This is a genomic window from Legionella dresdenensis (genome assembly GCF_042649825.1).
Lineage (GTDB): Bacteria > Pseudomonadota > Gammaproteobacteria > Legionellales > Legionellaceae > Legionella_C > Legionella_C dresdenensis.
The window spans coordinates 62,331-76,527 of record NZ_JBHSAB010000006.1; the positions used below are offsets into that span (position 1 = coordinate 62,331).

The following is a 14,197-nucleotide window of genomic DNA, read 5'->3' on the forward strand; positions in this document are numbered from 1 at the left end:
CTTTTACCTCTGCCGTTCGCCAAATATTGCTCTGCCAATGCGCACAATGGTGCTGCCGGCTTTTATTGCCGCTTCCAAATCATCCGACATACCCATGGAAAGCGTATCAAGATTTAATGATAACTCCTGATTCAGGCGTATAAGCAATAGCTTTAACCTTAACAGACTCTGGTACTGCTGTTCCGGTGTGGCCACCGGTTTAGGGATCGCCATTAGACCGCGCAACTTTATTCGGGGCAGGGCGGTAATTTCGCGCGCCAATGCTATTAGTTGTTCCGGAGCTACACCACCCTTATTTTGTTCCTCATCAAGATTAACCTGAATGCAAATATTGAGCAGCGGCATATTTTCTGGTCGATGCGAAGATAATAACTGAGCAATTTTTAACCGATCAACACTATGCACCCATGCAAACAGACAAGCTGCATCAGCTGTTTTTTTACTTTGCAAAGAGCCGATAAAATGCCAGGTTATCGGTTCTTTTTGCAGAGCCGCAATTTTATTTTCCGCTTCTTGCAGATAATTTTCGCCAAAATCAGTTACGCCGCAGGCCAGGGCTTGTTTGATTGCAGCTATATCATGCGTTTTGCTGACGGCCATTAACGTAATCTCATTCGGATTGCGCTGAACTGACAGGGCAACTGAACGGATTAACTGATTAATATGTGCTATATGTTTTGCGATTGACATGGAGCTATCGTTTCAAAAGATTTAAAAGTACTCCAAAATTCTCCAAAATGCGAGTTTTTAAGCGTAATCATTTGCTCTGTCTCTTTCCATAAGCTAATCTTCTAACGAGGAATAAAAGAATCTCAACTCAGGATCAACAATTATGGATATTGCAGAATTACTGGCCTTTTCTGTAAAAAACAATTCATCGGACTTGCATTTATCAGCCGGATTGCCACCCATGATTCGGGTTGACGGCGATTTGCGGAAAATTAATGTTCCAGCTCTGGAGCATAAAGATGTTATTAAAATTGTTTATGACATTATGAATGATAAACAGCGCAAAGAGTTTGAAGAGCATCTTGAAACCGACTTTTCATTTGAAATTACCAATCTTGCCCGGTTCAGGGTCAATGCATTTACTCAGGCACGCGGAGCTGGCGCAGTATTCCGAACCATTCCATCAAAAATATTAAGTATGGAAGATTTGGCATTACCCTCTATTTTTCAGGAAATAGCCTCTTATCCTAAAGGTCTGGTTCTGGTAACCGGCCCAACGGGCTCAGGTAAAAGTACCACTCTTGCCGCAGTCATTGATTATATTAATTCAACCCGTTACGAACATATTTTAACAGTCGAAGATCCGATTGAGTTTGTCCATAACAGTAAAAAATGTCTGGTTAACCAGCGCGAAGTCCATCGCGACACTCATAGTTTTAACGCCGCCTTGCGTTCAGCCCTGCGCGAAGACCCGGATATTATTCTGGTAGGGGAGTTGCGTGATCTGGAAACTATCCGATTAGCTATGACCGCAGCAGAGACAGGGCATTTGGTCTTTGGTACGCTACATACCAATTCGGCAACCAAGACAATTAACCGGATTATCGACGTCTTTCCAGGAGAGGAAAAAGCAATGATCCGCTCGATGCTGTCAGAATCGTTACAGGCCGTTATTGCACAAAGCCTGCTGAAAAAAACTGGCGGAGGCCGGGTGGCCGGCTTGGAAATCATGATTTGCACATCAGCAATCCGCAACCTTATCCGGGAAGATAAAGTGGCTCAAATGTATTCAGCAATTCAAACGGGCCAGTCAAAAGGCATGCAAACACTGGATCAACACCTCACCCAACTGGTTCATGAAAACCTGATTGCACGCCACACAGCAAGAGATGTAGCGATTAACAAAACTTTATTTTAAGCCCACATCCCGAAAAGTAGCCTTGATGCAGCGAAGCGTAATCAAGGTCCCCCAATCTGATTCAAAAACCAACTCTAACAAGTCTTTTGAATCTCAATCAACTGCGCAATGCCGCCTTCTGCCAGCGCTAACATGGAATTTAACTCATCCCGGCTAAAGCTTTTATCTTCAGCAGTACCTTGAATTTCAATAAATTGTCCAGCTTCATTCATAACAACATTCATATCTGTTTCAGCAAGCACATCTTCAGCATAATCAAGATCAAGCACTGGCTGGCCGCGGTAAAGACCAACCGAAACAGCTGCAATATAATTAAACTGCGGCATCTTACGCAATTTTTCACGGCTAACCATCCATGATAACGCATCACGGAAAGCAACACAGGCGCCAGTAATCGCAGCAGTACGCGTGCCGCCGTCAGCCTGAATAACATCACAATCAATCATAATCGTATTTTCACCAAGAACCTTCATATCAATACAAGCTCTTAACGATCGTCCAATCAATCGCTGAATCTCCAGTGTCCGTCCGCCTTGTTTACCTCTGCTTGCTTCACGCTCAGTACGGCTATGCGTTGCCCGCGGCAACATGCCATATTCAGCAGTAACCCATCCCTGACCTTTGCCTTTTAAAAAACGCGGTACGCCATCAACAAATGAAGCGTTACACAGCACGCGTGTCTGGCCAAACTCAACCAGTACTGATCCTTCTGCATGATTAGTGTATTGACGGGTGATTTTAATCTGACGAAGTGCATTAGGTTCGCGATTGCTGGGACGCATGGGTTTTTCCTCGGTAAAAACTGGAAGTATATACCCGAAGCAAGAGCCTGTCATCAAAGAATTCCTTTCTTCCCTTGACGGGGGACAAAAAAATTTTCAGCTCCCTGTTGACCTGAAAAATGCTTTTGATTAGTATCCTCGCATCAGGACAAAGCTCCTGAAACAACGGAATAAAAAATAAATAAAAATCCAACAACAAGGAACAAGACCATGAGTCCAATACGATCGCCATTCTTCACTAAACCTTATTGCTATTCAACGTAATTACCAGCCAGGAAAAACAGTCCAACGCAAGCCGTTTCTCAACGGCCGCTATTAATTACAGGATGCATTATGACACAAGTATTTACTGGAGCAGGTTTAGGGATCCAGGGTTCCTCCCTGGAGAAACTCGGTTCTTATGGCCCAAAAGGGGCTGCCGGATTAGGCCAGGGCGGGGAGGCGGTTTATGTCAATGCCGCCAATGGCAATCTGGTGCTCAAGCAAAGTGATGGCTTCATGGCAGGCCTGGGACTCGGCCTCGACCTATTCCAGGTTTATAATTCCTTAAGCGGTAACTGGCGGTTTAACAGCCAGACAACACTTGAATTTGAAAGCGATTCGGTGATTAACCGTGTGGGAGACGATGGCCATGTAACCCGGTTTGTCCGCCAGGGTAGCGAGCGTGTTTATCAGGCCGATGACGGGAGCACGGCACGCATTGTATGGTCAGACGGCAGCTGGCATTACCAGTCTGGCAGCGGTGAGGTCAGTTGCAACTATAACCTTGCCGGCCAGCTGACTTCACTGACCGACCGCGATGGCCATGCCTGGGTTTTCCGTTATGAGCAGGGTTATCTGTCGCAAATTACCGATACCAGCGGCAATCAGACCGTGACCTGGTTATTTGACCACGGTGTGTTGCAGGATATTAACTGGGTGAGTGAGAATAAACGAGTAGGGCATATCCATTATGACTACGATTCCCAAGGCCGTTTAACTCTGGCCAGCCGGGATTTAGGCGATGGCAAGACCTATTGGATAGCCTATGACTATGCCGGAGATTCCAATCTTATCACGGATATTCGGCAATCCGATGGCACCCGTCTGCATGTCGACTACGACGGCGAGGGCCGGGTTAAATGTTTAACCGATGGTGAAGGGCGCACCACCGCTTATGAGTACTTTGAAGGGATAACCGCGATTACCAATGGCAAGGGGGCGCGATGGTTATACCGTTTTAATCAGGAAGGCTTATTAACCGGTATTGATGGACCAGAGAATTTTCATGTTGCCTATCATTATGAGAACAAGCGGTTAACCGAGGTCGTTGAGGGTAACCAAACCTGGCATTTTAAGTATAACGCCGCCGGCGATTGCGTGCTGATTGCCGAACCGTCAGGGCAGGTGACTAAACGGATGTTTGATAGCGAACATCATCTCATTGCCGAAACCCGCTATCAACGCTTTGACGGCGAGCATCATCCCGTTGATCCGAGCACCAGGCGTTTTGTCTATGATAGCCGTGGCCATCTGCGATTCGCAGCGGCCGGTGATGGCGCCATTACCGAATACCGTTATGATAGCGAGGGCCGGCTAGTGAGCGAGCGCCGTTATTTGAATGCAAGACTTGCCGCTGAGTCTGGCGAGCAGACGCTTACTCTCGATGACATGATGGCCTGGGCCGCGCGTCAAAACCCGCAAGCCATCATGCTAACGGAATATTGCTATGACTGGCGCGGGCTGTTAACGCACGAAATAACCTACACCGCCATTGATGCATCCGGCCAGGGCGTTGTAACTCCTGATTGTTTAATCCACACGACCCAATATGATGCAGCCGGGCGATTGGTGGAAAAAAGCGCTCCCGTCAATGGCAAATGGGTCATCACCTACTATTTTTATGATGGCTTGGGCCGGGTAGTTAAAACGGTAGATAGTGAGCAGCGGGTCAAAACCTTTTTTTACGATGATGCCCATCAGCAAATCGTGACCACCGAACCCAATGGGCTCACAACCATTGCAACCTACGATAAAAGCGGCTTGCTGTTGTGTACACAGCAATGCGACAGCCGCCATGATTTTGGAGAGGTGCGCAATGCTTATGATGACGCCGGGCGTCTGATTGCCCAAACGGGCCAGGATGGTAAAACAGTTTATTATTTTTACGATACGCAAGGCCGGTTACAAGGCCGGGTATCGGCCAGTGGTGAAGCGGTTGAGTACCGTTATGATAACCAGGGGCATTGTATCCAACGCTGTCATTATCAACAAAAAGTGAACCCGGCAAACTGGCTGACCCAAAGGCCGTCATTTCGTGACATCGCGCTTAAACCGTCTGGCCAGGATCGGATTACGCAGTATGTCTATAATCAATACCAGGCGCTGGCATTTGAAATCAATAGCGAGGGGGCGGTCATTGCGTATCGCTACGATGCCGAAGGCCGCGTTATCAGTAAAACAGCTTATGCCAACCGGCTTGAAAATTATCAACCAGGACAGAGCCTGGCTTATGAAGACATCCACCTCATTGCCAGTGGCGGCGACCGCACGCAGGCTTACTATTACGATACCGAAGGCCGGCTGATTGCCGAGGTAAATGGCGAAGGTTATGCGACCGCCTATCAGTACGATGCGGCAGGCCATTGCACCGAAATATGCCGCTACCGCCAGCCTGTCGCCTTGCCGCCCGCCGCATTATGGCGCGATGCAGAACCCGAACGCAGTACATTCGATAGCATCAGTTACTGCTTCTATAACGCTGCCGGGTTAAAGATTGCAGACGTCGATGCTGGCGGTTATCTAACCGAATACCATTACGACGCACGCGGTCTTCTGATTGAAAAAATCGCCTATTATACCCCTTGTTCTGCGACTAATAACCTGAGTCTTGAATCGCTGCGGCCCGCAAACCACCGCAACGACCGGCGTACCCACTACCAATATAATGATTCCGGGCTGCTCATCGAAGAGCAAAGCGCCAATGGTTTGATAACAACGTATGCCTACAACGAGCAAGGATTATGCATTTCACAGCGTAAAACCGATAACCTGACGCACACAGCACGCGCACGCCAGTTCCGTTATGACGCTTTAGGACGGCTGGTTCAGCAATTGGATGAGCTTGGAGCAACCTTACTGCAACAGCATCCCGATTGGCCGACGGAGAAAATCGAACAAATCTGGCGTGAGCACGGTATTCGTTATGACTATGATTTAACCGGGCGTATGATCGGTTCAACCAATGCCCTGGGACAGAGAACCCGTTATTTTTATAACAACGAAGGGCAACTGGTCTTTACGGTCAATGCTGAAGGCTGTGTCACCGAAAACCGTTATAACACGTTTCATCAGCTAGACACCGTTATCCAGTATCGGGCTCGAATATCAACGCTCGCTCCCGAGCTCTCAACCCAGGCGCTTGCCGACTATGTCGCCTTACTGGCCGATGATCGACACGATGAGTCAACGCATTACCAATATAATACAATAGGGCAGATTACTCAGATAAAAAAAGGCGCGAATGGCCGCGTTGAGATGGTTTATAATGCTTTTGGCGAACTGGTCACGCAAATGGAAGCCATAAGCCCTGGACGTGTCGCCCGAACCAGCTATGACTATGACCGACGCGGTTTACTCCGCCATCGCATTGACGATGCCAATAACCCGGAGGAATGGCAATACGATGCATTTGGCCAGATAAGCCAGACAATTGACAAGCGCGGCTATGCAACCCGTTATGGTTATGACCGCCTGGCTCATTTGACAACCATAACCAATGCTGCTGAACAAGTAAAAAAATACCGCTATGACGCATTCGGGCGAGTTATCGAATTTGAGCAGGGTGCGCGGAACAGCGAAACCACTATGTATGACGATAGCTGCAATACGCTGACGATTACCTATGCTGATGGCCGCACAACCCAAATCAGCTACAACGCGTTTGGCGATAAAATTGAAGACCGGGATGCCAAGGGGCAGAGCACCCGGTATGAATACGATGAAAAAGGGCAGTTGATTACGGTAAATTTGCCGGAGCAGGCGGTTAAATCCTACCAGTATGAGTATGACGCCGAAGGCCATTTAATCTGGCAACAAGACAGCAACGGCAAGCAAATCCGTTACACCTATGATGCCAGCGGCCGTAAACTCACTGAGCTGGTCGATCCCGACGGTTTAAAGCTGTTAACCACCATGACTTATGACGGGATAGGGCGGCTCTTTACGGTCACCAATCCGGCCGGTACTCAAACCGTATACGGCTATGATAGCCAGGGCAATCTCATTACCGTCACAATCGATCCTAATGGTTTAAACCGGATCACCGAGTATGCATATGACGAGCGTAATCAGCTCATCCGCACCATTGAAAAAAATCCGGCAGGACACGATAAAATCATCGCCTATGAACGTGACAGCCTCGGCCGAATAATCGCTGAAATTATTGATCCCGATGGATTATGCCTGACAACCCGCTATCAGTATGATGCCAACAATAATGTGATTAGCAAGACCGATCCCAGGCAGCATACCAGCCACTTTATATATGATGCGAATAACCGCTGCCGCTATCAGATTGATAACCGGGGCGTGGTCACCGCCTATGCCTATGATGCCTTGGGCAATGTCTGTGAAACAACGGTATTTGCCAACCGCATCGGCACGCTTGACACCTATCAGGAAGCGCAAATTGTCCAGGCGATAAAACGCGATCCGGACCACGATCAAACCCGGCTTTTTGAATACGATAATGCCTCTCGCCTGATCAGACAAACGGATGCTCTCGGCAATATTACCTGTTACACTTATGACGAGAACGGCAACCTGACCATTAAAAAGCAATATGGCAAGCAGGAAACTCCCGAAACCCTGCGCGCTACCTATTTTGCTTATGACGGCCTCAACCGCTTACGCTATCAGATCGATCCAGGCGGCAAACTCACCGGGTTTGACTATAACCACGGGGATGAGTTGCTTAAAAAAACCGAATTCAGCCAGACCCTTGCCAGAAATGAAACAGGCTATACGCTGGAGGTCATCGAGTCCTTGCTTCAGCGCAATCCGGCCAAGGATCGGAGCGTATTATATGCCTATGATAAGGCCGGCTGCTTACGCGCGCAGGTCTCAGCCTCAGGCGCTGTTACCCGTTATCAGTACGACAGCCTGGGCCATGTCACGACCACCATTGTATCAGCGACCTTACTGAGCATTAACGCGCGATCCGCGGCGAATTGGGATGCGCTCATAACTGATCATGCCGCCGATCGCATTTCCCATACGGTCTATGACGCTGCCGGCCGGGAAATATACCGGGTAAGCCCGCTAGGCCATGTGGTTGAGAGAGTGTATGATGCAGTTGGAAACGTGGTGGCTGAAATCAACCACAGCCAAACCGTGAGACTGCCTGAGTATAGCGAAAAAGCGATGAAGGCGGCGCTCGGCACCGACAGCGAGGCACGAATAACCCGTTATCAGTATGATGCCAATGGCCGCTTACGCGACAAAACCGATGCCGAACATCACTTGACTCATTATGACTATGACGACAATGGCAACCTGGTGTATAAAACCGAGGCAAACCAGGCCGTTTCCAGCTATGAGTATGATGAGGCCAATCAACTGATAGCGACCCATTCGCCAATCATGCCGGTCAGCAGTTGGCAAAATGGCACGCTTGCGACGACTAACCGCGCAATTATTACCCGCAAGCAATACGATAGTTTTGGCAATGTGACGGCGGTTATAAAAGACGCTGACGGCATTGCCCAAACTGTTTGTTATGAATACGATAAAAACAACCAGCTTACGCAGACCCGCTATCCCGATGTAGCGGTAAACGCCGCCGGTATGACAGCGAGTTCCTTTCCTAATCTCACGACTAAAACACTAACCGAACAATGGGTTTACAATGACTTTGGGCAAGTGATTGCACACAGTGACCGGGCAGGGCATTGGACACGTTATATCTATGATGGCCAGGGACAACTTATTTATTCCATTGCTGGCGGCAATCAGGTAACCCAATATAGCTATGACACCGCCGGTAACCTCATAACCAAAACAGCTTATGCCATTCCAGTGTCTTTGCCTGACGCTGCCGCGTTAACGAAAGAACAGGTCACGCGCTTAATAATCGAAGATCCGCTTGCCGACCGCACTGAAACATATCGTTATGACCCCGATAATCGGCTCATTGAAACCAGCAAACAACCAGTCAAAATGTATAATGCCCGCACTGGGCTTACCAGTTGGCAAACGCCCATAACACGCTATGACTATAATGCCTTTGGTGAAGTTATCAGTACCCAGGTGAAACATAATGAGCAGGATTGGGCGGCCACATCCTGTTTTTATAATCAGGATGGTTTAAAAACGGCAGTGATTGATGCCGAAGATTATTTAACCACTTATGACTATACTCCGTTTGGCGAGATTCTGCGGGAGGTGCAATATGCAAACCGCGTAAGCGGCTGGACGGCGACCGATTATACACCGCCTGCGTTATCAGCAAACGACCGTGCGGTTGAGTTTGCATACGATAGTTTAAGCCGGGTGACTCGTAAGACCTTAAAACAGGTCAGCTGGCAGCGCCTGACCGGCAATAAAGCCCAATACGAAAAGCACACCGGGGATTTGACCAGCTTCTATCAGTATGATGCGGTTGGCAACCTGATTGCTACCACCGACCCGCAAGGCAATACTGCCTATTGTTATTACGACCCAAGCGGGCAGCTCATCGCTAAAATCGCCCCGCTGACCCAAAAAGGCCGGGCGGCGACGACTTATCAATACGATAGCCTTGGCCAGCTGGTTGAAACGCATCAATGGGCCCAAGGCGCCGCCAACGCCGATGAAACCGGTTACACCTTAAAAGCCGCAAGCGCTGCCGATATTATCACCCATAACCGCTATGACAATAGCGGCCAGTTGATTGAAAAAATTGACGGCAATCAGCATAGCACCTGGTTCAGCTACGATGAAAATGGCAACGTGGCCCGCAGCTGGCAAGTACTCAAGCAAATTGACGGCAGCTATCTTATCCAGGACAAGCGTTATCAGTACGATTACGACAACCGCCTTATCCAGACCGCAACCTTAAAACAAGACGGCAGTGTCCGCACGGAGGATGTGCGCTATAACTCGTTTGGCGAAATTGCCGGCAAAGGCATTAATCACCAATTCACAACCCGTTTTGAATATGATAACGCCGGCAGGCTTTGGCGCAGCAACAGTCAGGGCTATTACCAGATTTACCGCTATGACCTTGCGGGCAACCTGACTGAAACCATCACCGCCAGTCAGCAGACGCTGGCCGCCTACGGTGCTTATGGGATTGACTTATCGCAGGCAGCGTTTAATCAGGAAAGCGATTTTGATAGCCTCGCTTATCAATTCGCTTTTCATCGTCAATACTATACCTACGATCGCATGGGACACGTGCTTTCCCAAGACGAAGACGGGGTTTATGACCCGGCAACCGGGCAGTGTAAGTCCAGGGTGAGGCTCTCAGCGCAAACAGTCGACAGGTGGGGAAATGTTCTTAAACACACCAATGCCCTCGGGGATACCACCTGTTATGACTACAACGCCTTTGATGAAGTGATAAGGCAGCAATTACCGGCAGTCGCTGTGTACCACGCGAATGGCGCCCGGACCATTAATCCGGTGATTGAATATGCCTATGACGAGCTTGGTCATGCCATTGCAATGATTGATGCCAATGGCAATGCAGTGGCCAAATACTATGACGCGGACGGCAGGATTATCCGTGACGTCAATGCGTTAGGCTATCAGCGCGATAAGACCTATAATTTGCTTGGTCAACTGGAAACCTTACGTGATGAACGCTCCTATATCACCCAATATTTTTATGACCATGAAAACCGCCTGGTCCAGATTAAAACGCCGACCAGCCATAAAGAATACCAATACGATGAAGCCGGTCAACTTATTGCCCAACAAACCGCCGGCATGGATAACCAGGTTCGTTTCTGGTACAACGAATTGGGTTTTCTGGTCGGAAAGCAAGATTCGCCGGCGATAACGGCAACGCGCTATTATTATGACGATGCCGGCCATAAAACCCTCGAGGTCGGTGCGTTTAATAACAGCAAAAGCTGGGCGTATGATGAGTATGGCCGGGTAACAGAACATGCCGACATGTTCGGCCGCAAGACGGTATATACCTACAACGCCAATGGTCAGTTAGTCGCTGAAACCTCACCCAACACCCTGCGAAACCGCGAATACACCTATTACAGCAATGGCCGGCTGGCAAGCTTTGAGGATAAAGCCGGGGGTGAAAAAGCAACTTACGCCTATGATGACGAGGGCAATGTCACAGCTAAAAGCTCGTCTCGTAGCGGCTATTGGGCGGCTCAAAAGGATGAATATCAATACGATGCGCTAGGCCGGCTGGTGGCGGTTAACCGCTACGAACAAGACCAGAATAAAGTGCTTGCCTTGCAATATGAATACGATGCGAACGGCAATATTATCCATACCTCAGCCACCGCGCACTACCCAGGCTATCAGGCCGTGAGCGAGGACGATTATTTTGCCTATGATGCCAATAACCGAATGGTCATCAATAAAGGCCGGTTAAATGCTCAGGGTGAAGTTTATGTTCCCTATAATCAGGGCACAGCCCTGTGGTATGACGCCGCCGGCAATTTAAGTCTGGCATTTCAAATTAAAGACGGCAAAGCAGAACGCTACGACTACCTATATACCGGCGACAACCAATTGGAGCGCATCCAAAAAAACGGGCTCGACCTCCAGTACAAGCAATATGATGAGGCCGGACGCCTGACAAAGGAGCTGCTTTATAATGAGTTGGGTGATGTGTCTGAAATGCACCTGTCGCATTATAAAGCGAATTTGCTCGAAACCCAGATGACTTTGCTGCCGTCTGGCAATTTCATCGCCAACATGACGAACTATTGGTACGATGACGCGGGTAATTTAAAAGAGCGGCTAACGACTTTATATAATCCAATGCATCATATTATCGATGCGACCGAAAAGCGGACCTATACCTATGAATTGTGGGATAGTTATCAGCAAAGTATGGAGTATGTAAGCCTTGTCACCACCGATGGCAGGGTAAGTTTGGGGCAGGGTAGGCGCATATACAATGCCATCGACGGTCAATTTGAACAAGTCAACGACAACCAGGGCACAAGCCCCAACACCTTTTTCAGCAACAGCGCTCTTGACGGCCTCCACGACCGATACGATGGCAGCGGCCACACCTCGTATCTTGCCATTGGCGGGAAATTAATCGGTGATGTCAAACTCAACACCAACGGTACCCAAGCGCTCAATCTGTATTCAGGCTTTACCCCCACAGGCGCACCTAGCAGCAACAATTTCCTGCAGGAAACCGATTTTAAGCCGTTTGACGGGATATTGCCGGAAGCGCCCCAAAGTACGCTTGGCGCCTATACCGTCCAGGCTGGCGATACTCTGGAACGCATCGCTTTTGCTGTCTATGGCGACAGCAGTTTATGGTACCTGATTGCCGATGCCAACGGCATCAGCGAGCGTAATGCCGAAGGCGGTAAAAGCAGCAGTTTACCTGTCGGCAAACAATTAACTCTCCCGCCGGTAAACCTTGACCAACATTATAACAACGGCACACACAAAGTGTTATCAAGCGAGGCGATATATGGCAATTTAAGCGCCACCGCCCGTCTTGATCCCCTTGAGATGTCGCTGCCAACTCCGGTCCGGCATAAAAAAAGTCTCTGGAAAACGCTTGCTAAAATTGCCATTACCGTCACGGCGATTGTCGCAACGGTATTAAGCGCAGGCATTATGGCCACCTTACTCCCCGGAGGGGCCGCGTTATCCGGAGGACTGTTTGCAACCGGTTTCAGTGCGTTAAGCGGTGGTACCGCATTAGGTCTCTCGGCCTTCGCTGCGGCAGGCGTAAGCTTTGCCGCCGGCTTCATCGGCAGTCTCGCCGCCCAAGGTTTAAGCAACGCTTTCGGCCTGCAACACGGACTGGATGTCAAAGGGCTATTAATCAGCGCATTAACCTCAGCCGCAGCCGCAGGCGCCGGCAACCTGATAGGCGGCACCCGATTCTATAAAGAGTTAGCCCCTAAACTTGATGAGCTTTCTAACCATTTCAACGTCCGAAGCGCCCTTGAAATGATGGAACGCGACACTATCGCCCAAACAACAAACCTTGCATTAAGAGATCACCAACACTTCGACTGGCTGGAACTCGGAACCACCGCCGTCACCGCCGGCATATTAGGCAGCCAAACTGTCGAATCAGCCCAAAACAAGCTCACAACAACCGTAGGCAAAGAAATCTCTTCCCTGATCAACAGCGAGCTGAACGCACTCGCCTCCGGCACAATCGACACCGTAGCCCACGGCGGCAATTTCAAGGATATTCAAGCCGGCGATATCTTACTCAACAACTTAGGCAATGCCATCGGAAGCACACTCGCAAGCTCAATCGCCGAAAAAGGCCAAGCGCTTGCCCAACTCAAGGAAAAACTCCAAACAGAAACCGCCCAACAACAAATCGAATCCGGCGGCTACTGCCCCTTCACCATCGAAGAAGAAGGCAGCTTCACCCCCATACCAGAGGGAACCTATGAGCGGTTTAGGGAAGAAAGAAAAGCACGGGAACTGGTGAGTTCAGCACTGGATGGGGATCTGGATTTTAGGGCGGCTGCAAATAATATCGAGGGCTCTGTGATTAGTGATTGCTTGCCAAGAGACAGTGATTTCAATAGCCAGCAAAGTTATTCCGATGGAGTTTCATCTGATACTTTACTAAATTATTTGAACACTACTAATGATATGGGGAAGCTAGCTTATGAGTCTCATGTAAAATATAAGATAAATGTTGTGTTGAACCGAGCTGGAGCATTGCATCGTACAAAAAGTATTGCTTTATCTTTAGCAAAAAATTTGAACCAGATTAAACCATTATTTAAAACGCAGGTTTCAAAATCATACGCTATTTTAGATGGAGCGATAAATTCAAGGTGGTATAAGTTAATAGAGAACAGTGGACGCCTATTATATACTGTACAGATGGCGAAAGAAATGAGTGAGGCCTACACCAAAAATATGGATGCTGGCTTTAATATTCAGGCACGGGAAACAACTGCCGCTGGATTTGGTGTTACTGCTGGAGCATGGGGGAGTGTAGCGGCTGCGCATACTCTTGGACTTGGCCTTGGCTCATATGCAGCCAGCATGACTATGGGTACGTGGGCTGTACCAGGATATACTGTAGGCTGTGTTATTGGTTATTTAGGTTACAATTTAACGCCGTTAGGTAATTATGTGAGTAGTGCTGCAAAAAATGCTTATAGTTTTGTGTGGGATAAAATGGGAACAGTAGCAAATAATGTGAGTAATGTAGGTCAAAGAGTTACAAAAAACATTACATATTCCATTAAACATTTTGATGCTTCGTTAGCATTTAAATCGCGTTATGGTGGAATAGGTTTAGAGTTTAAATAGAAATGTAGTCATGTTATTTAAAGGCAAATGATAGTGTTTAAATAATTTTTTTCTAATTGATTACTATATAAGG

General features: G+C 48.4%; 4 protein-coding genes. 2 read left to right on the forward strand and 2 right to left on the reverse strand.

Going from position 1 to position 14,197, the window contains the following annotated elements:
• Positions 1–3: 3 nt before the first annotated feature.
• On the reverse strand, positions 4–690 hold the full coding sequence (locus tag ACFORL_RS05560) for a YggS family pyridoxal phosphate-dependent enzyme (RefSeq protein WP_382341926.1): 687 nt from the start codon (positions 688–690) through the stop codon (positions 4–6).
• Positions 691–832: 142 nt separating this feature from the next.
• Here ACFORL_RS05560 and ACFORL_RS05565 point away from each other — a divergent pair, with 142 nt between their 5' ends.
• Positions 833–1,867 (forward strand): type IV pilus twitching motility protein PilT, encoded by a 1,035-nt coding sequence (locus tag ACFORL_RS05565; protein ID WP_382341928.1) that lies wholly within the window; start codon positions 833–835, stop codon positions 1,865–1,867.
• Positions 1,868–1,941: 74 nt separating this feature from the next.
• On the opposite strand, the gene rph is transcribed toward ACFORL_RS05565, so the two are convergent.
• Positions 1,942–2,649, reverse strand: coding sequence for a ribonuclease PH (rph, locus tag ACFORL_RS05570; protein ID WP_382341929.1), 708 nt, complete (start codon positions 2,647–2,649; stop codon positions 1,942–1,944).
• A gap of 333 nt (positions 2,650–2,982) precedes the next feature.
• On the opposite strand from rph, the gene ACFORL_RS05575 reads away from it, so the two are divergent.
• Positions 2,983–14,124, forward strand: a complete 11,142-nt coding sequence (locus ACFORL_RS05575; protein ID WP_382341931.1) for a hypothetical protein — start codon at positions 2,983–2,985, stop codon at positions 14,122–14,124.
• Positions 14,125–14,197: the final 73 nt, after the last annotated feature.

What these genes read in the sequence shown, in the direction of transcription:
- ACFORL_RS05560 (WP_382341926.1), bottom strand. Translation starts at nt 690, where the DNA reads ATGTCAATCGCAAAACATATAGCACATATTAATCAGTTAATCCGTTCA.
- ACFORL_RS05565 (WP_382341928.1), top strand. Translation starts at nt 833, where the DNA reads ATGGATATTGCAGAATTACTGGCCTTTTCTGTAAAAAACAATTCATCG.
- rph (WP_382341929.1), bottom strand. Translation starts at nt 2,649, where the DNA reads ATGCGTCCCAGCAATCGCGAACCTAATGCACTTCGTCAGATTAAAATC.
- ACFORL_RS05575 (WP_382341931.1), top strand. Translation starts at nt 2,983, where the DNA reads ATGACACAAGTATTTACTGGAGCAGGTTTAGGGATCCAGGGTTCCTCC.